Source organism: Gaetbulibacter sp. M235 (assembly GCF_043876835.1).
Taxonomy (GTDB): Bacteria; Bacteroidota; Bacteroidia; order Flavobacteriales; family Flavobacteriaceae; genus Yeosuana.
In genome coordinates, this window is sequence record NZ_JBAWJZ010000001.1 from 279,636 (window position 1) to 303,346 (window position 23,711).

The 23,711-nt window shown below is 32.9% G+C and carries 22 protein-coding genes; 8 read left to right on the top strand and 14 right to left on the bottom strand.

Annotated elements, in window-relative coordinates; all coding sequences use genetic code 11:
- Positions 1 to 168: 168 nt before the first annotated feature.
- The 4 genes from V8G69_RS01305 (at position 169) to V8G69_RS01320 (ending at position 6,552) form a co-directional block, all read left to right on the top strand.
- Positions 169 to 2,919 (top strand): TonB-dependent receptor, encoded by a 2,751-nt coding sequence (locus tag V8G69_RS01305; protein ID WP_394879888.1) that lies wholly within the window; start codon positions 169 to 171, stop codon positions 2,917 to 2,919.
- Position 2,920: 1 nt separating this feature from the next.
- Positions 2,921 to 4,576 (top strand): G-D-S-L family lipolytic protein, encoded by a 1,656-nt coding sequence (locus V8G69_RS01310; RefSeq protein ID WP_394879889.1) that lies wholly within the window; start codon positions 2,921 to 2,923, stop codon positions 4,574 to 4,576.
- Between the two features lie 166 nt (positions 4,577 to 4,742).
- Positions 4,743 to 6,251 carry a F0F1 ATP synthase subunit beta gene (atpD, locus tag V8G69_RS01315; protein WP_394879890.1) on the top strand — a complete coding sequence of 503 codons (1,509 nt, stop codon included), beginning with the start codon at positions 4,743 to 4,745 and terminating at the stop codon, positions 6,249 to 6,251.
- Between the two features lie 22 nt (positions 6,252 to 6,273).
- Positions 6,274 to 6,552: a F0F1 ATP synthase subunit epsilon gene (locus V8G69_RS01320; protein WP_394879892.1), complete on the top strand. Its 279-nt coding sequence runs from the start codon at positions 6,274 to 6,276 to the stop codon at positions 6,550 to 6,552.
- A 57-nt stretch (positions 6,553 to 6,609) separates the two neighbouring features.
- Here the strand turns inward: V8G69_RS01320 and V8G69_RS01325 are convergent, their stop codons facing one another.
- The 14 genes from V8G69_RS01325 to V8G69_RS01390 all read right to left on the bottom strand — a co-directional run bounded on the left by V8G69_RS01325 (position 6,610) and on the right by V8G69_RS01390 (position 18,413).
- On the bottom strand, positions 6,610 to 6,984 hold the full coding sequence (locus tag V8G69_RS01325) for a GNAT family N-acetyltransferase (RefSeq protein ID WP_394879894.1): 375 nt from the start codon (positions 6,982 to 6,984) through the stop codon (positions 6,610 to 6,612).
- Positions 6,948 to 7,151 carry a hypothetical protein gene (locus tag V8G69_RS01330; protein WP_394879896.1) on the bottom strand — a complete coding sequence of 68 codons (204 nt, stop codon included), beginning with the start codon at positions 7,149 to 7,151 and terminating at the stop codon, positions 6,948 to 6,950. The genes V8G69_RS01325 and V8G69_RS01330 overlap by 37 nt, the downstream gene beginning before the upstream one ends.
- A 5-nt stretch (positions 7,152 to 7,156) precedes the next feature.
- Complete coding sequence (locus V8G69_RS01335; protein ID WP_394879897.1) at positions 7,157 to 7,597, bottom strand: LexA family protein; 441 nt, start codon at positions 7,595 to 7,597, stop codon at positions 7,157 to 7,159.
- On the bottom strand, positions 7,591 to 8,850 hold the full coding sequence (locus tag V8G69_RS01340) for a Y-family DNA polymerase (RefSeq protein WP_394879898.1): 1,260 nt from the start codon (positions 8,848 to 8,850) through the stop codon (positions 7,591 to 7,593). Before V8G69_RS01340 ends, V8G69_RS01335 begins: the two co-directional genes overlap by 7 nt.
- A 110-nt stretch (positions 8,851 to 8,960) precedes the next feature.
- Positions 8,961 to 9,875 carry a cytochrome c3 family protein gene (locus tag V8G69_RS01345; RefSeq protein WP_394879899.1) on the bottom strand — a complete coding sequence of 305 codons (915 nt, stop codon included), beginning with the start codon at positions 9,873 to 9,875 and terminating at the stop codon, positions 8,961 to 8,963.
- Positions 9,872 to 10,444 (bottom strand): hypothetical protein, encoded by a 573-nt coding sequence (locus V8G69_RS01350; RefSeq protein WP_394879900.1) that lies wholly within the window; start codon positions 10,442 to 10,444, stop codon positions 9,872 to 9,874. The genes V8G69_RS01345 and V8G69_RS01350 overlap by 4 nt, the downstream gene beginning before the upstream one ends.
- A 31-nt stretch (positions 10,445 to 10,475) precedes the next feature.
- A complete protein-coding gene (locus V8G69_RS01355) occupies positions 10,476 to 10,985 on the bottom strand; it encodes a hypothetical protein (protein WP_394879901.1) in 510 nt (169 codons plus the stop codon).
- A 95-nt stretch (positions 10,986 to 11,080) separates the two neighbouring features.
- Positions 11,081 to 11,773, bottom strand: a complete 693-nt coding sequence (locus V8G69_RS01360; RefSeq protein WP_394879902.1) for a rubrerythrin family protein — start codon at positions 11,771 to 11,773, stop codon at positions 11,081 to 11,083.
- A gap of 102 nt (positions 11,774 to 11,875) precedes the next feature.
- On the bottom strand, positions 11,876 to 13,246 hold the full coding sequence (locus V8G69_RS01365) for a sensor histidine kinase (RefSeq protein WP_394879904.1): 1,371 nt from the start codon (positions 13,244 to 13,246) through the stop codon (positions 11,876 to 11,878).
- 7 nt (positions 13,247 to 13,253) lie between these two features.
- Entirely contained in the window at positions 13,254 to 13,928 is a 675-nt protein-coding gene (locus V8G69_RS01370; protein WP_394879905.1) for a response regulator transcription factor, read from the bottom strand.
- A gap of 58 nt (positions 13,929 to 13,986) precedes the next feature.
- On the bottom strand, positions 13,987 to 14,439 hold the full coding sequence (locus tag V8G69_RS01375; RefSeq protein ID WP_394879906.1) for a DUF2231 domain-containing protein: 453 nt from the start codon (positions 14,437 to 14,439) through the stop codon (positions 13,987 to 13,989).
- 126 nt (positions 14,440 to 14,565) lie between these two features.
- Positions 14,566 to 14,979, bottom strand: a complete 414-nt coding sequence (locus V8G69_RS01380) for a DUF3157 family protein (protein ID WP_394879907.1) — start codon at positions 14,977 to 14,979, stop codon at positions 14,566 to 14,568.
- Positions 14,980 to 15,040: 61 nt separating this feature from the next.
- Positions 15,041 to 16,825, bottom strand: a complete 1,785-nt coding sequence (locus V8G69_RS01385; RefSeq protein ID WP_394879908.1) for a M61 family metallopeptidase — start codon at positions 16,823 to 16,825, stop codon at positions 15,041 to 15,043.
- Between the two features lie 91 nt (positions 16,826 to 16,916).
- Positions 16,917 to 18,413 (bottom strand): PLP-dependent aminotransferase family protein, encoded by a 1,497-nt coding sequence (locus V8G69_RS01390; RefSeq protein WP_394879910.1) that lies wholly within the window; start codon positions 18,411 to 18,413, stop codon positions 16,917 to 16,919.
- A 77-nt stretch (positions 18,414 to 18,490) separates the two neighbouring features.
- On the opposite strand from V8G69_RS01390, the gene V8G69_RS01395 reads away from it, so the two are divergent.
- From V8G69_RS01395 to V8G69_RS01410, 4 genes are all read left to right on the top strand, one after another.
- Positions 18,491 to 20,329, top strand: coding sequence for a TonB-dependent receptor plug domain-containing protein (locus tag V8G69_RS01395; protein ID WP_394879912.1), 1,839 nt, complete (start codon positions 18,491 to 18,493; stop codon positions 20,327 to 20,329).
- Positions 20,330 to 20,447: 118 nt separating this feature from the next.
- Positions 20,448 to 21,020, top strand: coding sequence for a hypothetical protein (locus V8G69_RS01400; RefSeq protein WP_394879913.1), 573 nt, complete (start codon positions 20,448 to 20,450; stop codon positions 21,018 to 21,020).
- A gap of 3 nt (positions 21,021 to 21,023) precedes the next feature.
- Positions 21,024 to 22,457, top strand: a complete 1,434-nt coding sequence (locus V8G69_RS01405; protein WP_394879914.1) for a flotillin family protein — start codon at positions 21,024 to 21,026, stop codon at positions 22,455 to 22,457.
- 87 nt (positions 22,458 to 22,544) lie between these two features.
- Positions 22,545 to 23,648, top strand: a complete 1,104-nt coding sequence (locus tag V8G69_RS01410; RefSeq protein WP_394879915.1) for a serine hydrolase — start codon at positions 22,545 to 22,547, stop codon at positions 23,646 to 23,648.
- Positions 23,649 to 23,711 lie beyond the last annotated feature (63 nt).

Here is a 23,711-nt window from a genome sequence, read left to right on the forward strand (position 1 = left end):
AATTGTGCGAAATTCTCAATAAATCTACTTATTTTTACTTATAAAGTAAATATTTTGTGATTTTTTTCACAAAATATACTATGCATGCATAATTTTTTGACGTATGTGTAAAACTAACATATAATTTTTTCTATATTGTCATTCTAAAAACTAAACTAATTCTTGTAAATGAAAACAATTCTCCCATTTTTAATGTTGTTTCTTTGTAGTATTTCCTACGCTCAAACAACCATTTCCGGAACTGTTGTTGATGACAGCGGTCAACCAATACCAGGAGCTAATATTTTAGTCATTGGTACTTCAACAGGAACTATTACTGATTTTGATGGTGGTTTCACCATTAAAGTAAATTCGAATCCTCCTTTTGCATTACAAGCAAGTAGTGTAGGATTTGAAACAGTAACAGAGCAAATCACTAAAAACATTCAAGTAATTAATTTTGTACTTAAAGAAGGTACTTCTTTAGACGAAGTTGTTATTTCTGCATCAAGAACACCCGAACGCATTTTTGAATCGCCTGTTACAGTTGAACGTTTGGGTCTGAAAGAAATTAAAAGTACTGCATCAGTTGATTTTTATGATAGTCTTGAAAATCTTAAAGGTGTAGATGTAAACACAAACAGTTTAACTTTTAAATCTGTTAATACTAGAGGTTTTGCAACCTTTGCAAACAACCGTTTTATGCAGTTGGTTGATGGAATGGACAACTCAACTCCAGCCTTAAATTTTCCAATAGGAAATTTAGTAGGAATGGTTGAAACAGATGTTTTAAGTGTTGAACTTTTGCCAGGAGCCTCTTCGGCATTATACGGTGCGAATGCATTTAACGGTATTTTATTTATGCAAAGTAAAAACCCTTTTGATTACCCAGGAATTCGTGCTTCAATTAAACGTGGGATTACTTCTCAAGAAGCCGCTGGAGACAATGCTTATACCGATGTTAGTTTTAGTGCAGCGCACAAGTTTACAAATAAATTTGCTGCTAAAGTGAACTTTGGTTATTTAAAAGGTACAGACTGGGCTGCTAATAGTGAAGTAGATAAAAATATGCCCGGCGGAACTAGAGCAACCAACGTTAATTATAACGGTGTTAACGTTTATGGAGATATTGTTTTTACCAATATTAGAGCTGCTGCAGGTGGATTGGGCGTCGTGCCTAATGTAAATGTAAGTAGAACTGGCTATAACGAAAGTGATTTAACAGATTTTAACGCAGAAAGCGTTAAAGCAGATTGGGGATTATACTACAGACCTTTTGAAAATGACTTTGAAATATCTTACGTTGGTAAGGTGGGTACAGGTTCCACAATTTACCAAGGAACCAACAGATATCATATTGATGGATTTTTTCAAGAACAACATAAACTGGAGATAAAAAATAAAAACTTCTTTTTAAGAGGTTATGTTGTTGGTGATAAAGCTGGAAAATCTTACGATATGGAAGCTACAGCTATTCAAATTAACCGAGCTTGGAAAAGTGATACGCAATGGTTTGGAGATTATATTAACACCTATGTTGGCGCTACTTTTGCAGGAGCTACAGAAGAGCAAGCTCATGCTGCAGCTAGAGCAGCAGCCGAAACAGGTCGTTTTGAGCCTGGCAGTCCAGGATTTATTGCAGCCTATAATAAAAGTATAAATGACCCAAATTTAATCACTGGTTCTAAATTTCAAGATGCTTCAAAATACTATCATGCAGATGGAAATTATAACTTTAGCCACTTAACAGATTTTGCAGAAATTCAAATTGGTGGTTCCTATAGAAAATACAGTTTAAACTCTTCTGGCACTATTTATACTGATAGTGATGGTCCTATTAATTATTCAGAATATGGGATATATACTCAAATTCAGAAAAATCTAGAACTAAGTGATGCCTTAGACTTAAAACTTACAGGCTCTATCCGTTATGATAAATCAGAATACTTTGACGGTTTCTTTTCTCCTAGAATATCAGCTGGTTTAACAGTAAACAAAAATCATAATTTCAGAGCTTCTGTACAAACTGGATTTAGAAATCCAACTACTCAAGATTTATTCATCGGCTTAGATACTGGCGCCTATGTCTTGGTAGGTTCGGCATCTGACAATTTAGACCGCTTTTCCAGATCTTATAATGTTAGTGCATCAGGTCAGTTATTAGGCCAGCCAGCAACTATTACACAGACTGGTGGTGCTGGTTATACTAATTCATATACTGCAACTTCAGCACTTGCAGCTGCTGCAACAGGAAATGCTGCTCTTTTACAAGTTGCTAATCCTGGTTTAATAAAACCTGAGCAGATTAGTACTGCCGAAGTTGGTTATAGAGGTAAATACAGCAACTTAATTGTAGATTTTAGTGCTTATTATAACAAGTATAAAGATTTCATATCTCAAGGACGCGTTATTTCTCCATTATATGGTACGGTTGGCGACGGTACTTTATCTTTTGAAGCAATAAAAAATAGAGATTATCAAATCTATGGTTCTTATACAAACGCTGAGGCTGATGTTAAATCTTATGGCGCTTCTATTGGTTTGTCTACAAAAATATTAGGTAATTTTGATTTAAGTGGAAGTTATACCTATGCAAAACTTGACTTTGACCAAGCTAAATATCCAAGCTTTGTAACCAATTTTAATACTCCAGAACATAAGTTTAAAGCATCTTTTGGTAATACTGAGTTGTTCAAAAACTTTGGCTTTAATGTGTCGTACAGATTTAGTGATGATTATTTCTGGGAAGCTACATTTGGTGATGGAGTTGTGCCAGAATATCATGTTTTGGATGCTCAAATTAACTTAGTAGTTCCTAGTATGAAATCTATCTTTAAAGTGGGTGGCACAAATCTTACGGGTAAAGAATACACTACAGCTTTTGGTACAGGATTTATAGGATCTATGTATTATGTGTCTTGGGTAATAAATAACTTATAAAATGAAAAAGAAAATTATGAATACAAAATATATATGGCTGTTAATAATTCTTTTAGGATTTACAGCTTGTAACACCATAGAAGATGTTGATAAAATTGATCCTGTAGCAGAAATACCTGCTTTAACTTCTGGGACTGCAGATTTTTCTAAATATGTTTCTGTTGGAGCATCTTTTACTGCTGGATATACAGATGGTGCGCTATTTAAAGCATCTCAAGAAAATTCATTTCCAAATATTTTATCTCAAAAATTTGCGTTAGTTGGAGGCGGTACATTCACACAACCTCTTACTAGCGACAATTATGGGGGTTTAGCTGCGGGAGGTTCAAGATTACCAGGATTTAATCCAAGATTGGTTTTTGGTGGTGCAGGACCAGTCTCATTAGAATCATTGGTAGGTCCTGTAACTGTAGGAACCGACATTGTTCTTAATAATCCTACAGGTCCGTTTAATAATATGGGAGTCCCTGGAGCAAAAAGTTACCACTTGTTGTTTGACGGTTATGGTAATATTGCAAACCTAGCAACAAAAACAGCTAATCCTTACTTTGTACGAATGGCATCAAGCCCATCAGCAACTATGCTTGGCGATGCTATGGCTAAAAACCCAACGTTTTTTACGTTATCAGAAATTGGAGGAAATGATGTATTAGGATATGCACTTGCTGGAGGAGATATCACTATAGACCAAATAACTCCTTCTGCTACATTTGATTTTGCTTTTGAAACCATTGTTAATACTTTAACTTCTGGCGGAGCCAAAGGCGTTGTTACTAATGTTCCTTATGTTAAAGATTTACCACATTTTACAACTGTTCCCTTTGCTCCATTAAGTCCAGCAAATCCAAGTTTCGGACCATTAATCCCTACTTTAAATGGTGTTTTTGGTCAATTAAATCAAGTTTATGCTTATTTACAATCAGTAAGTGCAATTAATAATGCCGCCGAACGTTCCATTGTTTTTTCTACTTCTGCAGCTAGTGCCGTAGTTATAAAAGATGAAACATTAACAGACATATCAGCTCAAATTGCGGGGGTATTAGTGGCAAGTCCAACATTTCCTGCATTTGTACAAAGTTTTGGTTTACCTGTTCAAGCAGCACCACTTGTTGCTAATTTGCTAGGTGGTTTTTATGGTCAAACAAGACAAGCAACAACAGAAGATTTACTTGTTTTATCTAGCAGTTCTATAATTGGTACAGTTAATACAACTACTTATTCTTACCTATTAAATCAAGGATTACCAGCTAATTTAGCAGGACAGTTTTCAGTTGAAGGTGTTACCAATCCTTTAGCTGACAAATGGGTATTGTTACCAAGTGAGCAAGATGAAATTAAAGCAGCTACAGATACTTATAATGCTACTATTTCTAGTGTAGCCAGCTCTAAAGGTTTAGCTTTAGTTGACTTAAATGGAATATTAACAGAAGCCACTACAAGCGGATATCAAACTGGAAATTTTATATTAACCACTAAATTAGTTACTGGTGGTCTTATAGGCTTAGATGGAGTCCATCTTACATCTAGAGGTTATGCTTTAATGGCTAATGAGTTTTTAAAAGCTATTGATGCTACTTATGGTTCTAATTTTGAAGCATCAGGAAATTTTGCCAATGCAGGGGATTATCCAACTAATTATTCTCCTTTATTACCATAATTTAAATAAAAATATAGTTAAAAAACGCCTTTAAATTAAAGGCGTTTTTTTATGGCTAAAAAAGAAAAAAAACCACTTTTATTTTAAATTAAAAAATCTATCTTTGCACGCGAAAACCTAATGCGTTTTCAATCAATTAAATCGCATAATATTAAACACATAAGTAATGGCTAAAGTTACAGGTAAAGTTGCACAAATCGTAGGTCCGGTTATCGATGTTGAATTCGGAGCAGGTTCAGAACTTCCAAAAATTTATGATTCGTTAGAAATTAAAAGACCTGATGGCTCTTTATTGGTATTAGAAGTACAATCTCACATTGGTGAAGATACTGTTCGTACTATAGCAATGGATTCGTCTGATGGTTTAAGTAGAGGAACTGAAGTTACTGCAACTGGAGCTCCAATACAAATGCCGATTGGAGAAGATGTTTATGGTCGTTTATTTAATGTAATTGGAGATGCTATTGATGGTCTTGGTAATTTACCTAAAGCTGGAAACGCTGGGTTACCAATTCACCGTCAAGCACCTAAATTTGAAGATTTATCAACTTCTACAGAAGTTTTATTTACTGGTATTAAAGTAATTGATCTTATTGAGCCTTATGCAAAAGGTGGTAAAATTGGTTTATTTGGTGGTGCTGGTGTTGGTAAAACAGTATTAATTCAAGAGTTGATTAACAACATTGCTAAAGGTCACGGTGGTTTATCAGTATTTGCTGGTGTAGGTGAAAGAACTCGTGAAGGAAATGACCTTTTAAGAGAGATGCTTGAGTCTGGTATTATTAAATATGGTAAAGACTTTATGCATTCTATGGAAGAAGGCGGATGGGATTTATCTAAAGTAGATAAAGCTGGAATGAAAGAATCTAAAGCAACTTTCGTATTTGGACAAATGAACGAACCTCCTGGAGCCCGTGCTCGTGTGGCGTTATCTGGTTTAACTATTGCTGAATATTTCCGTGATGGTGCTGGTGAAGGGCAAGGAAAAGACGTACTTTTCTTCGTAGACAATATCTTCCGTTTTACACAAGCTGGTTCAGAGGTATCTGCTTTATTAGGTCGTATGCCTTCTGCAGTAGGTTACCAACCAACATTAGCAACAGAAATGGGTGCTATGCAAGAGCGTATTACGTCAACTAAAAGAGGTTCTATTACATCTGTACAAGCGGTTTACGTACCTGCGGATGACTTAACAGATCCTGCGCCTGCTACAACTTTTGCCCACTTGGATGCTACAACAGTATTATCTCGTAAAATTGCTGAGTTAGGTATTTATCCTGCGGTTGATCCGTTAGATTCTACATCACGTATTTTAACTGCTGATATTTTAGGAAAAGAACATTATGATTGTGCACAACGTGTAAAAGAGTTGTTACAAAAATATAAGCAACTTCAAGATATCATTGCGATTCTTGGTATGGAAGAATTATCTGAAGAAGATAAATTAGCTGTATCTAGAGCAAGACGTGTACAACGTTTCTTATCTCAACCATTCCATGTTGCTGAGCAGTTTACAGGTATTCCTGGAGTATTAGTTGACATTAAAGAAACAATCAAAGGATTTAACATGATTATGGACGGTGAATTAGATCACCTACCAGAAGCTGCTTTTAACCTTAAAGGAACTATTGAAGAAGCTATAGAAGCTGGAGACAAAATGTTAGCTGACGCTTAATTCAATTAATAATTAAAAAACTATGCATTTAGAAATTGTATCACCAGAAGCAACTTTATTTAGTGGAGAAGTAGATTCTGTTGCTGTTCCAGGTGTTAATGGAGACTTTGAAATGCTTAAAGATCACGCGCCTATTGTGTCTTTATTAAAAGAAGGATTTGTTAAAATTTCTGGAAACATATCTTTAGATGAAGAGGTTCAGGATAAATTTACTAAAGGTGAAAAAAATACTACTTTATTAAAGATAACTTCTGGAACTATTGAAATGAAAGACAATAAAGTTATTGTATTAGCAGATTAACTTTATATTCAAAATAACAAAAAACGCGAAGCAAATGCTTCGCGTTTTTTTATGCAATCAATTTAAATCCAGATATATAATAATCCAATCTTGATTATCAGATTTATATGAAGCAAGCGCTTTGAATCCAACCGCAAAGTGCGCTTCTGTAGATCTAGTATTTAATTTATCTACTTCGGTAACTATCATATCAAATTTACCCTGCATTTGTTGTTTCATAAATGTATAGAGTCCTCTGAAAATCCCTTGTTTCCTAAAGGCTTTATCAACACAGATTTGACCCATAACGATATATGAAATATCTGAATGCAAATTATCATCAATTTTGTCAAACATGGGTTTTAAAACTCCAATCTCATCTTTAAAATCCTCTACCATACTTAAAGCATAACCCACTATCTTTCCCCATCTTTTGCAATGGTATGTGGGCATAAATCGTTCATAGCTTTTAAAATTTCAAAAGTATGCTCTACCGTAACAAATCCTTGGCTTAGTTTTTCTTCTTTAGATATTACAGAAAATATATTAACTCTTTGAAGCTCTAAAATTTGATGGAGCTCTTCTTCAGTTTCTGCTGATTTATAAATAATGTTTGGCATTCAAACTATACCTTTTTAATCACGTTAGTCACAATTCCCCAAATAACAAAATTATTTTCTTCAGTAATTTTAATAGGCTTATAATTAGGATTTTCAGGTTGTAACCATACGCCATCAGCTTGTACCTTTAATCTTTTTACTGTAAATTCTCCATCAAGAAAACAAACGGCTATTTTATTGTGTGCCGGTTCTAAACTTCTGTCAATAACCAACAAATCATTATCATCTAATCCAGCACCAATCATTGATTGTCCACTAACGCGTGCATAAAATGTAGCGAGTTTATTTTTAACAAGAATGCCGTCTAATGATAGCCGTTCTTGTTTAAAATCGTCTGCAGGTGATGGGAATCCAGCTGAAATGCCAGTTTCAAAATAAATTGCTCCAGAATTTTGTGATAAATCGGGAGTGAAAAACGTTAAACTTAAATTTTCTCTTACTAACATTTTATTTTTATAATATCGTTAATATCTGTAGTGTATCTTGGCGATAATCGTTCCTGACGCATTTTCCAGGTACGCTTTAAATCTTGGTTTCCCAGTTTTATTTTATAATCTTTATACTTTCTGTTTAAGTTGTCTATAACCTGCATTAATGGTTGGTGCTTTGGGTTTTCATGCAGAAACAAATCCAGTTGATGATTGTTTGTTGGCACGATACCCGTTACAATAACTCCCGCACGCTTATATTTTATTCCTGGTTTGAAAATAGAAGTCACGGCCTGAACAGCACATTTACTTATAATTAACGACGAACTTGTTGCATATGGCAAGGTTTCAATAGCACTTGCCTTATGTTGTTCTAAGTCCTTCTTATGTCTATCACTACTCAGTAAAACAATGATCATGTGGCAACTAGATTGTTGCTTTCTTAGCTTTTCGGCGCAACTTGTTGCAAAGGTTGAAATACGTTCCTTAATATTATCTAAATCGGAAAACGTATACTCAAAACTGCGCGTAGTAGCAATGGCATGTTTATTTTTTATTTCATCTAATTTCAACGTAGGAATGCCTTCTAAATCTTTTTTTAATTTCCATTCAGTAATAGAAAAATTTCTTAAAATCCATTCGTCTGAAAGTTGTATAAAATCAAAAGCTGTATGACAATTTTTAAGTTTTAAACGTTTGCTCAATCTTCGGCCAATGCCCCAAACATCTTCAATTTTTATCCATTTTAAAGCTTTAAGACGTTTCTCTTCAGTATCTATCACATAAACACCTTTTGTTTTCTCTGGAAACTTTCTGGCAATTTTATTTGCTACTTTACTTAATGCTTTTGTGGGCGCTATTCCAACACATGTTGGAATAGCTGTCCATTTTAAAATACGCGTTCTTATTTGATTACCATAATCTTCAAAATTATAATTTTCAAATCCTTTAAACTGCAAAAATGCTTCGTCTATACTATACACTTCTGTATCTGGCGTAAATTGTTCTAAAATCTTCATCACACGGCTACTCATATCACCATATAATGGGTAATTTGAAGACAATACCTGAATATTTTTTTCTTTGCAGAACGCTTCCCATTTAAAAATAGGCGCTCCCATTGGCAAACCAATTGCTTTAGCTTCATCACTTCGTGAAATGACACAGCCATCATTATTGCTCAAAATAGCAATAGGCTGATTGCGTAAATTGGGGTTAAAAACGCGTTCGCAAGACGCATAAAAATTGTTACAATCTACTAAGGCATACATGAAAGTAAAGATACAAGATTTCCACACATTTGTTACATGTTTTTAATATGCACAATGAGTAAATACGCGCAGGTATACTCTGTTAAAGATACTAACTGAATAATTATAGGTTAATCATCGTCATCATCATGTTCCCCATTATCCTTACTATTAATAGTTCTTCTATCTTTTAATTTATTATTAATTCCATTAGGCCTTATAATGTCATGTTCGTTACCACTTTTATGACACGTAACACAATCCTGAAAGTTCTGTATACCTTCTTCCACATGCTCTCCTCTTATATTTGCTTCTGAATGTTCATGACAACCATAACAGGTATATGTTTTAAAATCATTATTTACATGACACGTGCTACAATTAGTGCTATGATGTTTGTCAAACGCAAAATAGGAAGTATGATTAAATGTTGAAGGCAACCATTTATTATTACTATGACACTCATTACAGTTTGTTCCTGACATGTCATGAAATGAGTCTTTAGGAGATTGGTGACAAGAAATACAATTATTTTTATCTGCGGCAATAATCATATCATGATTAAATCTTGCAGTAAATTTCCATTCATTGGTATTATGACACTTTATACAATCTGTTGAAAGTTGTTTATGGAGATCATTTATTGGAGTTTCATGGCAACTGATGCATTTATTTACAACGCCTTTTCTTAGTAATGAATGTTCAAACTTACTTAATGCTATTGTTGGCAATATTCCTTTATGATCTGTATGGCAAGCAATACAATTTTGATTTGTTAAATTTTGATGAAATAAAACCTTCTTTCCGTTATTAATTGAATCCGTTAGCATTAATGTTGACGTTTCTTTTCCAATTTCTGATAATGTATGGCAAGCAATACATTTATCATTAGAAATCCCTCCAAAAGGTTGGTGACAAGCAGTACAATTATTACTTAAATTTTGATGTGCATCAACCAATTGTCCAGGATTAATCATAGTCTTCGGATAAAAATAGGTAATCGTGATGGCTCCAATTATTACCACAAAAAAGATTGCCTTTTTCATACGATAAATATTATAATTGTTATAATATGAATTAAAGAAAAAATCACTAAAAGCAGTGTTATAGGCATATGGAATAGCCTCCACTTCTTCATCCAATCCACAGTAATTGAATCAAGAAAAAGTTTCCTATCAACATCTTCTTTATCAATTCCTTCAGCAATCATAAACTGTCTTTTTTGTTTTAAATTTTCATTTGATTTTTTTAATAAAAATTTAGCTACCAATCCACTAGCAACAGTTATTAATAACATTAAAATTGCAAGCCAAGGTATAAGGGAATTGAAATGAATACCTGCATGTACAAGAAGCATTATTGATCCTATCCAAGCAAGATATTCGTGAAACATCAACAATCTTTTTGGTGATCCAGACTTTATTATTTTCCGTTTTCTTAATGAATATAAAAATGACACCATAATAAAGAAAGTTCCTCCAAAACCAAGATAACTTCCATTTAAAACCAATTGAAATTTGTGAAGCAAATAATCAATTACAATCGTTATGAAAATCATTAAAGCATACCATTGAATAAATGGCAAAGCATGCTTAATAAAAATAGATTGTTTCATTGTTTAAGAATAAAAATGATACTAATAAATTTTAATCGTCATCGCCATCATTAGCTCTAGTTTCACTGGCATTATTGTTTTCTCCTTGAATTGTTGCATTTGTATTTCTAATTTCAGAATGTCTAATTTGACCTCCTAAATTTCCAACTTGTGCAAACAACCCAAATGTTGCTAAAGAAACCAATAACGTTAGCACTGTGATTGTTTTAGAAAATGGTGCTTTTTTGAAAATTACATATAAGTTAATTAAGGATAATACACCTAGAAGGCCCATTAGCCAAATGGCCTTTTCGGCAAGTTCTTCATGCTCTTCAATGGTATTCTCTAAAACTCCAGAGATATTTTCTACAGTTTCAGCAGCTCCTTCTCCTGTAAGAAAAACGGGAATTGTTAAAAGTGCCATGGCAACAAAAGTGCCTAATGATACTTTTATTATGGATTCATTTTTTGAGTAAAGACCATATATGAGAATTATAATTCCATAGATGGTTCCAACAATTGGAAAATGTGTTAATAGTAAATGAATATGTGTTGCGTCCATAATTATTGTTTTAAATTGAGGTGTTTGTGTTTTTTTAAAACGAAAGCCCAGTTAAATATCTGGACTTTCATCAACCAACCAACAAATCTAACTTCTTAATTAAGTGAAGTTATTTTTATTAATTTTTCAGCACTTGTCATAGAGATGCCGCATCTTTTTGGTGTTGTTGTTTGATATGTATTTCCACATGTTGGGCATATGTAATAAACCGATGGCAAAGATGTATCATTATTGTCACCTAAAGCAGCTAAAGCTTCTTTATACATTTCAAGATGCTTTAACTCTGTTCTATAGGCATAATTTAAACTTATCCCAGCCATTTCATTTTTGGCAGCTTTGGCAGTTACCATAAATCCTGGGTACATGGTATTTGACTCATAACTTTCACCTGTAACGGCATCTTCCAGGTTTTCTTTAGTTGATTTTACCGTAAACTCAGGTGAAATTTCAGGAACTGTTTGTCCAGCTTCTTCTAAAACAACTTTATGGTTGTTTGCGTGAATATTTTCTGCCAATGACGCTGCATGAAATAGCATTGCAATTTCATGATGCCCTTCTTCTTCAGCTCTTTTACTGTAAGCTTCATATTTAGCACTGGCAGTAGTTTCTCCTTTAAATGCAGCTTGCATATTATTAATAGTTGAAGTCGTAGCGTCTACAACAGACATTTCTTCAACTTGTGCAACAGGTTTTTGTAGCGTATTTTCTTTATTGGATTCGTTTTTACAAGAATTGAATAAAGCTCCTGTTATGACAACAGTGGTAAGCATAATTACTAATTTTTTCATTTTGTTTATTTTAAGAATTATATGATTTTGTTTATAAGCCAAATGTACTTTGATCATTATTTAAAAATCCTTTGACTATTCTTAAGATTCACTTAATAAAAATTAGATTGTAAACTGTAATGTAAAAATGCTCCCTTTTCCTAATTGGCTTTTTACAGTAATTTTAATACGTTGTAATTCAGCTAGTTTTTTAACTATGGAAAGTCCTAGACCATTACCTTGTATTGTCGAGCTTCTGGATTCATCAGTTCTATAAAAATTATCAAAAATATTAGGTAAGTCTTCATCAGAAATACCAATACCATCATCTTTTACAGAAAGCATTTTTAAAGTGGCATCCCAGATAATAAAAATATGACCGCTAAAGTTTCCATATTTAATGGCATTTGCTACCAAGTTATCAAGAATTAATTCTAAAAATATTTTGTCACCAAAAACAAAAGCCTCATTTGGTATTTCTACGTGTATTTTTATATTCTTTAAATTGGCAACATGAATCCATTTTTCATTTAATGGTGTTATTAGCGGTAGAAGTTGTATGCTTTCTTTATTTGCGAAAATGACTCCAGATTCAATTCTGGCCAAATGCAAAAGTTGGTCAAGTAACTTGTCTACTCTATCTACTTGGTTTATAATATCACGGATTTTATCTTCATAGAATTCAGGATCACGCTGTTTTCTAATTAATACTTCTAAAGTACCGCGTATAGCTGCAAGTGGTGTTCTAATTTCATGCGAAGCATCACCTGTAAATTGCTTTTGCTGCTTCATGCTTTTTTCAATGCGAATAACCAACTCATTAATGGTGTTTGCAAGTTCATACAATTCATCTTTTCTTGTAGGTAGCGTTAATCTTGTATTCATGTTTGACTCACCTATACCCGATGCTGTTTTAATAAGTTGATGTACTGGCCTAATAGCTTTTGATGCAGCAAAAGAAGACGCAACATATTGAACAATAAGCATTATTGGAAAAGAAATTAGCAAAACTAATAGTAAGTTATTTAAAATAACAAACAATTCTTTTTGTGAAACGGCTATGGTGAGTTGTCCTATTATTTTTTCATTTTCATTTTTAATTGGAAATTGCCCTAATCGTATTTTTTGACCAGAAAGTTCACTATTATAAAATTCTTCTTGTTGGTTGTTTGGACTAAATAGAAACTGATCATTTAATAAATTTTCAGAATGAAAAATAACAGTACCTTGGGCATCAACAATTTGTAAAAATATAGGATTTACCTCAACTGTCTTGTGCTCAACTTCGTCCCATTCTGGTATTTTATGAATAATTATTTCATCTTTAAACCCTTTTATGTATTTAAAAACCTCCTCTTTTTCTAGTAAAATATCATCGTCTAAATGGGAATAGGCTGTTTTGTTAACGACAAAGTAAATTACAATAAAAACCAAAACTGTAATAATAGCAGCGGCTATTGTATTAAAAAGTGACACTCGGTTTTTAAACTTCATAGCCATATTAATCCTCTTCAATTTTATATCCTATTCCTCGAACTGTTTCAATAAAAGATGGCTTGTTTGGTTCATCAATTTTTTTTCTCAATCCATTTATATATACATCAATAATGGAATTGTTATAATCAAAATGAATATCCCATACCTTTTCAATAATATTTGTTCGTCGGCAAACTTTACCCTTGTTACGCAAAAAAAACTCTAATAATGCAAATTCCTTTTGGGTGAATTCAATGGGGATTCCTTTTTTAGTAACTATGTGCTTTTCAACATTCATTTCTATATCTCCAGCACTAAAAATAATTGGTTCTGCTTCATTCTTACGCATAAGAACACGGATGCGCGCAAGTAGTTCTTCAAAAGAAAATGGTTTTCTTATGTAGTCATTTGCGCCTGTATCTAAGCCAAAAACGGCATCATCAACAGTATCTTTTGCAGATAAAATAATTATTGGGATTTGTTGGTTAACCTTTCTTATATGTCTGCAAATTTCTATGCCGCTAAGTCCAGGTAACATCCAATCTAGCAAGATGACATCATACGCATAAAGATTATCCAATGCTAGTTCTAATCCTTTTTTCCCATTAGTAGCTACATCAACAGCAAACCCTTCTTCTTTTAGTCCGTCACTAATAAAATTTGCTATAGATATTTCATCATCAACAATTAAAATTCTCATTTTTTTATTATTATTAACCTTTAATCAAAGATACTGATAGAAATTCACGTTTGCTTGTTTAATTATTAAAATCAGGTAATGCTAGTTCAACACCAGCTCCATGACTGAATACTAATTGTCCTCCTAAATATCCTGTTCTGGCAACAGTAATAACTAGCAGCATATACAATAGAAAACCAATAAGTTTTACCCAAGGATTATGGGATTTAAAATAGAAAACGGCACTCTTAAATAGTACAATAATAATTGAACCCCAAAGTGTGAAAAAAGCAGCTTGCTCATGTAAATTCATTGGCTCTAATAATGGCCCTTCTTCAATACCTTCACCAGCATAACTGCCAGTTAGATACGCAGTAACTACCCCTAAAGTGCCCAAAATAAGCAAATAAAATGCAGCCGTTTTAAAAAAGTCTTTCTTGGTAAATAACCCAATTATTTCTGAAAGAAACCCTACCATTAATAACGCAATAGGGAAATGGATAATCATGGCGTGAAGATGTGTTGCAGTCATAATCTGTTAAATTTTTAATTTAACAAATATCATTTAAGAATCATTTAAAACTAATGAAGGGATTCTTAAAGTTTGCTTAAGAATGCATGGTTGCTTAAAATGGTAATCGTTTGAGGTGTAACTAGGTTAAAAAAGCTTTCTACTTTTTATAATGGTAAAGCCATTGCGCTTATAAGTAATATTAGTACCATTAGCACAAAAATTATAGGTTCCTCTTTCTTTTTCTTCTGAAGCAGAAAGCAATAAAACATCATCTACATCACATTTATAATCTTTGGCAACTTTCTGCTTTATATGGTCAATGGTAGCTCGTCCTTTTTTTAATTGTATTTGGATGTTGTTATCTAAAACAGGTTCCTTAAAATCCTGTGCTACATGACATCTTTTATCTGGAACTGGTTTTTCTAAATCTATATATTCCCAAGTAAAATCGGCTTTAAGTAAAACACGTCTTCCATCATCTGTTTTTACAATATGATTATTTTGAGCAAAGCCAATGCTTGTTATAAAAAACAATAAAAGAAGTGATGCAGTTTTCATGATGATAGACTATTTATAATATTTCAAAAATACATTTTTTAATGCAAAACAGAAGGTAAATTTATTTAGGCTGTAGCCAAGACTCTCTATTGGTTTTTTGGTCAGAGCTTAACGCCATGTTATTAGCTTCAAATAAACTAAGGTTATAAGTTTGGCTTGGTTGTAATGTTGCGGTAGTTTTTCTTATGATACCCAAACGTTCATAAACAATATTGACCTCATCATTTGGCTTGTAAGTTCTTAATATAGAATTAACATCTACGGAATCACTTATTAGTAAATCACCGACTTTAACAATTTTATCACCATTCTCTAAACCAGCCTTATATGCAGATGACCCCATCATAGCATTTTCTATAATAATGCCATTGCTGATAGTTGCGCCAAAAGATATGTTACTAGTGTTTTGGGTTAAAGACACGCCAACATTACTTAATAAACGCTTCATATCTGGCATCTCGCTTTTATAGATATAATGGTTGAAAAAATAATTTCCAAAATCTGCTCCTGCATAAGCCTTTAACGTATTGTATATGTCTTCGACGGTGTATGGTATTTCTTGTTTTCCAAAGCCAGTCCACATTAATTTCATGAAATCATCTAAGTTTAAACCTTTTTCTCTTAAAGATAAATCTAAAGCCAAACCGAGTGCGCTTCCGTATGAATAGTAAGAAATAAACGTATTATTTCTATTTACTGGATCAACAGAACGTGCCGCATCAACAAATGGTGCTTGATAACTCATTTCAATAGGATTAAAAAATTGTCTTCCTGGAGAATTCCAAACATAATTAAAGGTTCCTATCAATCCATCAACATAAGCTTCATGACTGATTAATCCTACTCTACATAAAGCCAAATCATCAAAGTAACTTGTAAACCCTTCGGCAAACCACAATTCTCCGCTCATATTGGCTTTTTCAAAATTAAAAGGTTCCAGTGCTTTAGGGCGGATACGTTCTACATTCCAGCAATGAAAAAACTCATGAGCAACAGTACCTATATTGTTATCCATTCCGCCGTTTGCTAAACTGGTAGTTGAAGTAACTATGGTTGAATTACGGTGTTCCATACCATCGCCTGATGCATTAGGGACATAACAAGCCAAAAACGAATATGTGCCATAATCATATTTGGGAAGCTCGCCAAAAATGGCTTCTTCCTGCAACACGATTTTTTTTACTTTTTCAAAATACGCATCCAATTCTTCTTCTGTTCCGTTATGGTGCAACACAAAGTTTATTGTTTGCCCCTTTACATCAAAAGAACGCATACTGTAATTACTTATTTCTGTTGGGCTATCCATAAAATATTGAAGATTTTTGGCATAGTAAGTATTTCCTGAAATAGGTTTTAGCTGTGTGGCTACTTTCCATTTTAAATCTTCGCGTGGGTTAAAGGTAACTTCAAAACCATCATTTTCTAAACTTGGTACATACATAAATGTTGCAGGAATATTAAGATGCGCATGCGTTTCGTCAATTTGCGAATAGGTACCTCCGCCTCTGTTTGCAAACAAAATATAACTCACTTTAATAGTGCCATCATGATCTTTTACTTTCCATGAATATGGGTCTGGTCTGGAAAACTCTAAAGTTTTTCCTTTACTGTCTGTAACTTTTACGGCATATACATTTTTCATAAACTCATGCAAGGCATAACGCCCAGGTGATGTCCTGCTCATTCTAAATTCTACCTCATTTGTTTTAATATTTGTAAATGTGGCTTCAACAAAAGCTTCATGATGCACTGCGTTTTCAAATGAAATGGTATAAGTAGAAGATACTTGAGAGGTTGCGGTAAAGCTAATACACACAACTAGCAGAAATAAAAAGAAGCTTTTCATAAATAAAAAATAAGTGTCTAAGATACTACTTTCTATGAATTTCTATTCTTCAGGTTGTTCAAAAATAGCTTATCCTTTCAACAAAAATATTTTAACTATTTAAGACTGAATCATAGGCCATTTTTAGTTTCTTGACTATAATTTCAATTTCTTCTTCGTTCAAATCTCCAAATCCAAAACGAATAGAACAGGTGTTTTTGTCTTGGTAAAGAATTGTTTTTGGAAGAAATAAATCATTTCTCTGTGCTTGTTCAGCTAGCTTGACTAAGGATATTTTTGGTTCAAAACGCAACCATAGCGCTAAACCTCCAGAAGGTTTCTCCCAAAACACATGTTTCTTAAAATTTTCAGAAAGGCATTTACACAGAAAATCACGCCGTTGTTTATAGACTATTATATTTTTCTTAATTAATCGATGCATCTCTCCTTCATAAATAAGCTCTGAAAGCATTTGTTCTTGAATTAAATCGCCTTGCCTGTCCAATAGTTTTAAATAGTTTTTAGCTTCTGAAATTAAATTCTCTGGTGCTATTACAAATCCTGTTTGAAAACTTGGAAATAACGACTGACCCAGCTTACCTAAATAAATGATAACACCATTGGCGTCTGAGCTTGCCATAGGCAACATGGCAGAACCATCAAACTGAAAGTCGTAATCATAATCGTCTTCAATAATTGCAAACTGGTAATCTTTAGCGAGTTGCATTAGTTGTAAACGCCGTTCAGCACTAAGTGTTTTAGTAGTTGGATAATGACGATGAGCACACACATAAATACAACGGATGGAATGTTTTGTGAAATGCTTCCTAATGTATTCTATATCTATACCATCATCATCTATTGGAATTGTTTTAATGATTGCACCCGATTGTTGAAAAATCATATTGGCGGCATAGTTGCTTAAATTGCCAACTAAAACAATATCGTTAGGTTTTAATAATAATTGGGAAACGATATAAAGACTCATTTCCGTACTTCTAGTACTCATTAAGTTATGAGGCTTAATATGAAATCCACGAGTGGCATTCAAATAATTACATAATTGGGTTTCGAAAACAGAATAAGAAGATAGCGCAGATTGATTCCATTTTGAAATTAACGATTTTCGCTTCATGGAAGCACTATACCATTTCGAAAATTGATGTGTCGGGTGTAATCTTAAATCTGGTTGTCCATCATTAATACTATATTTGTTTTGATTATGCTCGTGTGTAGGAGCCAAATTTAAAGACGGTTGAAAAGAAAAACCTGTTGTCCTAGAATATTCGTACACTTGGTCAATTCGTTGCGAAGTAGCTTTAATCGCGGCTGTTTTTTGTTCTGGAACCAAAACACAAGTCCCTTTATTGGGTATAATTTCAACCCAACCTTGTGAAGCCAATTCATTGTAAATAGCAACAACAGTGTTTCTATTGATATTAAATAATTGACTAAAAGTACGAGTGCCTGGTAACCAAGTGCCTTCTATTAAGTAGCCACGTTGAATAGCGTTAATAATTTGTTGCGCAGCTTGAATATAAACCGCTGTAGAATTCGATTTTTCAAGATAAATCAATTGCTTTAAAAGCTCATCAACCGGACTATTCATAATTTTAAAACTGGACTACTTAACTAGTCCAGAAAGTTACGAATTTTACAACGCAAAAATACTTTCAATTACTTATTATGAAAAACAACTATTTTTTAGCTTTATCTATATTGGTTTCTATAATTGTAAATGCTCAAAACGAACAAGTTAAACAACAAGACACTTTACAAGAGCAACAGTTAAAAGAGATTATTATTACTTCAAGTAGAATTGATTTACCTTTTTCTCAAAACTCCAGAACCATAACCATTATTTCTTCTGAAGATATTAAACAAAGTGCCGCAACAAATGTTGCCGATTTATTACAACAGTTTGCTGGTGTTGATATAAGACGACGTGGAACAGCTGGCATGCAAGCCGATTTATACATTCGTGGTGGTAGTTTTGACCAAACACTTTTACTTATTGATGGCATTAAAGTTGACGATGCTCAAACCGGTCACCATACCATGAATATGGCTTTACCTATTGAAGTTATTGAACGTATCGAAATTATAAAAGGTCCGGCAGCCAGAGTTTTTGGACAAAATGCTTTTACCGGTGCTATTAATATTGTTACTAAAAAAAGTCAAGATAACTTAGTGTCTTTAGGTGTACGAGCCGGTTCATTTGGGCAAAAAAATGCATCGGTAACAGTAGCAAGTTCTTTAGAAAATTCATCTCATCTGGTTCATGTTTCAAGAAATATTTCTGACGGATACAGATATAATACCGATTACGACAATCAGAATTATTTTATAAAAAGTACTTTTAATAAAAACGCGTTACCTATTGAAATGATTACCTCATTTTCTGAGCGTAAATTTGGAGCCAATGGTTTTTATGCAAGTCCAAGTGCTATAAATCAATATGAGGAAACTCAAACAAGTTTGATAGGTGTTTCAACAGAAATTAAAAATGAAAAACTCACTTTAAAACCACGTTTATATTGGAGACGCAATCAAGACGAATATATTTACGTGCGTCAGGACCCTTCCATTTACAGGAATTTGCATCAAACCAATAAGGTTGGTGCTGAATTTAATGCCGAATATAATTCTAGTTTAGGAGTTACCGGATTTGGTGTTGATGTAGCAAAAGTATATTTATCAAGCAACAATTTAGGCCAACGAAACCGTTTTATGACTACCCTGTTTTTAGAGCATTTATTTAAACTTGCTGATGAAAAATTAGATATTACACCAGGCATTGCTGTCAACTATTTTTCAGATTTTAAATTTCATGCTTTTCCTGGCATTGATATAGGTTATAAATTAAATAACACCTTAAAAATTTACGGAAATATTGGTTATACATACAGAATACCAACATATACAGATTTGTATTATAGTGATCCAACCTCCATTGGAGATGAAAATTTAGATCCTGAAGAAGCTATCGCCGAAGAACTTGGACTGAAATACATTACCAAAAATTTTAATGCTTCATTGGCTGTTTTTAATAGAGACGCCAAGAAACTTATTGATTATGTTAAAGAAAATACAGAAGACCGTTGGCAAGCCACTAACATAGTAGAATTAAATACTAAAGGCCTAGAATTAAATAGTAATTATAATTTTAAATTAGGGAAACTCAATCAATCATTGAACATGTCGTACACCTTTTTGGAAGATGACATTAAAAGCATAAATGTAAACTTTTCAAGGTATTCCATCAACTCTCTAAAACATCATGTAACCTCAAAACTAAGCACAAGTTTTATTAAAAATGTGTCGCAAAGTATTGTTTACAAATATGCCGAAAGAACAAGTGGAGACAGTTCCTCGGTAGTTGATGCAAGCCTAAACTTAAATCTTAAAGCTTTTGAAATTTCAGTAATAGCCAATAATATTTTTAATACGGAATATACTGAAACCAATTTAGTGCCTATGCCAAAAGGTAATTTATTGTTTGGACTAACTTATAATTTTAAATAATATCCGTTTTATGTAACAAAAAATTGGTTTATAACACCTATAATAAAATTATATTTTAAGTATTGTATAACTGTTTTTAAAGTTTTATCTTACAATAGTTATTAAAAGAACTTTTATTATGGCAGAGTGGTTTTCAAACTTAGCATTATTCCCAAAAATATATTGGAGTATAGCAATAATTGGATCATTGATTTTTATTATCTCAATGATTTTAACCTTTGCTGGAAGTGATTCAGATGATCTTAGTACCGATTCAGAAATTGATGCAGATACAGGAGTTGGCTTTCAGTTTATCACTTTTAAAAACCTAGTTGGATTTTTTACAATATTCGGTTGGAGTGGCATTGCATGTATTGATGCACAACTTTCTCAACCTATTACAATTATTATTTCTGTTGTTTGTGGTTTAATAATGATGACAATTATGGCCGCTATGTTTTACTATATGAGAAAATTAAATGATAGTGGAACTTTAGATTTTAAAAATGCCATAAATGCTGTTGGAGAAGTTTATTTAACCATTGGCGCTAAACGCTCAAAAATAGGGAAAGCTCATGTGAGAGTTCAAGGAGCATTACGTGAGCTTGAAGCACTAACTGATTCTGAAACCGATTTGAAATCAGGTTCAGTTATTAAAGTAAAAAACGTTACTGAAAACGGAATATTAATTGTTGAACTACTAAATAAATAACCTATGCCTGTTTTATTTCAAGCTTTTGAATTCGGATTACCCATGACAGTAATTTTTGCTGTTCTTTTTATCTTTTTATTTTTAATCATACTTGTAAGAAGATATAAAAGATGCCCTTCTGACCGAATATTAGTAGTTTATGGAAAAGTTGGTGGAGGTCAATCAGCTAAATGTATTCATGGTGGAGCTGCATTTATAATTCCTGTTTTTCAAGATTATGAATTTTTAGATTTAACACCAATGTCTATTGAAGTTAACTTAATTAGTGCTTTAAGTAGACAAAACATTCGTGTAAATGTGCCTTCACGTTTTACTATTGGGGTTTCAACAGAACCAGGTATAATGCAAAATGCTGCAGAACGCTTACTTGGTTTAGGCTTACAAGACGTTCAAGAATTAGCTAAAGAAATCATTTTTGGTCAATTACGTTTAGTGGTTGCTTCTATGGACATTGAAGAAATCAATTCAGATAGAGATAAATTCCTAACTAATATTTCACAAAGTGTAGAATCTGAACTTAAAAAAGTAGGTTTAAAACTCATCAACGTAAACATTACTGATATTGTTGATGAATCAGGATATATAGAAGCTTTAGGAAAAGAAGCTGCTGCTCATGCTATAAATGCCGCTCGTAAATCGGTTGCAGAAAAAAATAGAGATGGATCAATTGGTGAAGCTAATGCTGTGCAAGATCAAAGAACTCAAGTTGCTGCAGCTAATGCACAAGCTGTTGAAGGTGAAAACACCGCAAAAATTGCCGTTGCAAATTCTGATTCTTTACGTCGACAAAGAGAAGCTGAAGCTGAACGTGTTGCCATAGCTGCAGAAAAAGTTCAGTCTGCAAAAGCGCTTGAAGAATCCTATGCTGCTGAAAAAGAAGCAGAAACAGCTAGAGCTGAAAGAGAACGCTCATCTCAAATGGCCGATATTATTGTTCCTGCAGAAATTGATAAAAGGAAAGTTGAAATTGATGCTGAAGCTGAAGCAGAACGTATTCGAAGACGCGCAAAAGGAGAAGCAGATGCTATTCTTTTCAAAGCACAAGCTGAAGCTCAAGGTCTGTATGAAGTATTAACCAAACAAGCCGCTGGTTTAGAGCAAATAGTTAAAGCGGCTGGTAATAATTCTAAAGATGCTGTTCTGTTGTTAATTGCCGATAAATTACCAGAATTAGTTAAAACACAAGCTGAAGCTATTAAAAATATTAAAATTGATAAAATAACTGTTTGGGAAAATGGCGCTGGAAAAGACGGAAAATCTTCAACAGCTAATTTCCTTTCTGGCATGTACCAATCTGTTCCTCCTTTACAGGATATGTTTAATATGGCTGGTATGGAATTGCCAGAGTATTTAAAGGGTAAAACTGTTGGAGAAAAAAATACTCCAGACAAAGAAAAACCATCTTCTGATAAAACAGATGACTCAAAAGATGCTTAATTAAATAAAAGAACCACCAAAAAGGTGGTTCTTTTATTTAAATTTATCAGAGTCAATTTTTCCATAAACACATTGAACCTAATTTCCATGAAATTTCTTGTTTTAATAACGTTTCTTTTTACCTTAAGTTGTGCCCATAAAAATGAAGACCCTATTTTAGAAGTACTTTCTTCAAGTAACCCAAAAATTAAAACCGTTGTTGACCACATTCAAAATCATGAAGTACAGATTCTGTTTACTGAAATAGAAAGAATTGGTGACTCCGCTTCCTTTAAAGATTACAGCTATCAAGTAAATGATAGCAATTATTTTTATCCTGCAAGCACTGTAAAATTTCCTATTGCTATTCTGGCTTTGGAAAAAATGAATACCGATCCATTAATTAACATAAACACACTTTTTAATGTTGAGGGCGATAGTATTAAAACAACCATTTCTGATGAAATTAAAAAAATATTTGCAGTAAGTGATAATGAAGCATATAACAGATTATTTGAATATTTAGGAAAAGACTATATCAATTCAAAACTTTTAGAAAAAGGTATAAATGCCAGAATTTCACACAGATTATCGGTTCCAAATTCTGATGTAACCACTACAAAATCTTTGATTTTTTATGGTAATGACACCATTATTTTAAAAACAGACTCTATAGTTAACAAACCCATTGATCCCTTACAATTACATAATACTTTAAAAGGAAAAGGTTATATGATAAATGATAGTTTAGTCAATAATCCTATGGATTTTTCTCTAAAAAATTATTTGCCAATAACATCCCTGCACCAAATAATGAAACAGCTTATGTTTCCTGATTTATTTCCGTATGAAAAGCAATTTCACTTATCAGCAGATGATAGAGCTTTTTTAATAAAAACCATGAATATATTGCCACAAGAAGCTGGTTACACATCAGATGAATATTATGAAAGCTATGTCAAGTTTTTAGTGTTTGGCGATTCAAAGCAACCACTTCCAAAACATATAAAAATATATAATAAAGTAGGCGATGCCTATGGTTACTTAACCGATTGTGCTTATATAATTAACGAAAAAACTAAGAAGGAATACATTATAACAGCAACGATTCATGTAAATAAAAATCAGATTTTCAATGACAATACATATGAATATGATACTGTTGGATTCCCTTTTTTAGCCGAATTAGGAAGACAATTGATTAAATATTAATATCTATTTTGTGTGGAAATACCGTAACTGAGTTACTATCAAAATAAGTATATTTACAAAAAC

What these genes read in the sequence shown, in the direction of transcription:
- V8G69_RS01305 (WP_394879888.1), top strand. Translation starts at nt 169, where the DNA reads ATGAAAACAATTCTCCCATTTTTAATGTTGTTTCTTTGTAGTATTTCC.
- V8G69_RS01310 (WP_394879889.1), top strand. Translation starts at nt 2,921, where the DNA reads ATGAAAAAGAAAATTATGAATACAAAATATATATGGCTGTTAATAATT.
- atpD (WP_394879890.1), top strand. Translation starts at nt 4,743, where the DNA reads ATGGCTAAAGTTACAGGTAAAGTTGCACAAATCGTAGGTCCGGTTATC.
- V8G69_RS01320 (WP_394879892.1), top strand. Translation starts at nt 6,274, where the DNA reads ATGCATTTAGAAATTGTATCACCAGAAGCAACTTTATTTAGTGGAGAA.
- V8G69_RS01325 (WP_394879894.1), bottom strand. Translation starts at nt 6,984, where the DNA reads ATGCCCACATACCATTGCAAAAGATGGGGAAAGATAGTGGGTTATGCT.
- V8G69_RS01330 (WP_394879896.1), bottom strand. Translation starts at nt 7,151, where the DNA reads ATGCCAAACATTATTTATAAATCAGCAGAAACTGAAGAAGAGCTCCAT.
- V8G69_RS01335 (WP_394879897.1), bottom strand. Translation starts at nt 7,597, where the DNA reads ATGTTAGTAAGAGAAAATTTAAGTTTAACGTTTTTCACTCCCGATTTA.
- V8G69_RS01340 (WP_394879898.1), bottom strand. Translation starts at nt 8,850, where the DNA reads ATGTATGCCTTAGTAGATTGTAACAATTTTTATGCGTCTTGCGAACGC.
- V8G69_RS01345 (WP_394879899.1), bottom strand. Translation starts at nt 9,875, where the DNA reads ATGAAAAAGGCAATCTTTTTTGTGGTAATAATTGGAGCCATCACGATT.
- V8G69_RS01350 (WP_394879900.1), bottom strand. Translation starts at nt 10,444, where the DNA reads ATGAAACAATCTATTTTTATTAAGCATGCTTTGCCATTTATTCAATGG.
- V8G69_RS01355 (WP_394879901.1), bottom strand. Translation starts at nt 10,985, where the DNA reads ATGGACGCAACACATATTCATTTACTATTAACACATTTTCCAATTGTT.
- V8G69_RS01360 (WP_394879902.1), bottom strand. Translation starts at nt 11,773, where the DNA reads ATGAAAAAATTAGTAATTATGCTTACCACTGTTGTCATAACAGGAGCT.
- V8G69_RS01365 (WP_394879904.1), bottom strand. Translation starts at nt 13,246, where the DNA reads ATGAAGTTTAAAAACCGAGTGTCACTTTTTAATACAATAGCCGCTGCT.
- V8G69_RS01370 (WP_394879905.1), bottom strand. Translation starts at nt 13,928, where the DNA reads ATGAGAATTTTAATTGTTGATGATGAAATATCTATAGCAAATTTTATT.
- V8G69_RS01375 (WP_394879906.1), bottom strand. Translation starts at nt 14,439, where the DNA reads ATGACTGCAACACATCTTCACGCCATGATTATCCATTTCCCTATTGCG.
- V8G69_RS01380 (WP_394879907.1), bottom strand. Translation starts at nt 14,979, where the DNA reads ATGAAAACTGCATCACTTCTTTTATTGTTTTTTATAACAAGCATTGGC.
- V8G69_RS01385 (WP_394879908.1), bottom strand. Translation starts at nt 16,825, where the DNA reads ATGAAAAGCTTCTTTTTATTTCTGCTAGTTGTGTGTATTAGCTTTACC.
- V8G69_RS01390 (WP_394879910.1), bottom strand. Translation starts at nt 18,413, where the DNA reads ATGAATAGTCCGGTTGATGAGCTTTTAAAGCAATTGATTTATCTTGAA.
- V8G69_RS01395 (WP_394879912.1), top strand. Translation starts at nt 18,491, where the DNA reads ATGAAAAACAACTATTTTTTAGCTTTATCTATATTGGTTTCTATAATT.
- V8G69_RS01400 (WP_394879913.1), top strand. Translation starts at nt 20,448, where the DNA reads ATGGCAGAGTGGTTTTCAAACTTAGCATTATTCCCAAAAATATATTGG.
- V8G69_RS01405 (WP_394879914.1), top strand. Translation starts at nt 21,024, where the DNA reads ATGCCTGTTTTATTTCAAGCTTTTGAATTCGGATTACCCATGACAGTA.
- V8G69_RS01410 (WP_394879915.1), top strand. Translation starts at nt 22,545, where the DNA reads ATGAAATTTCTTGTTTTAATAACGTTTCTTTTTACCTTAAGTTGTGCC.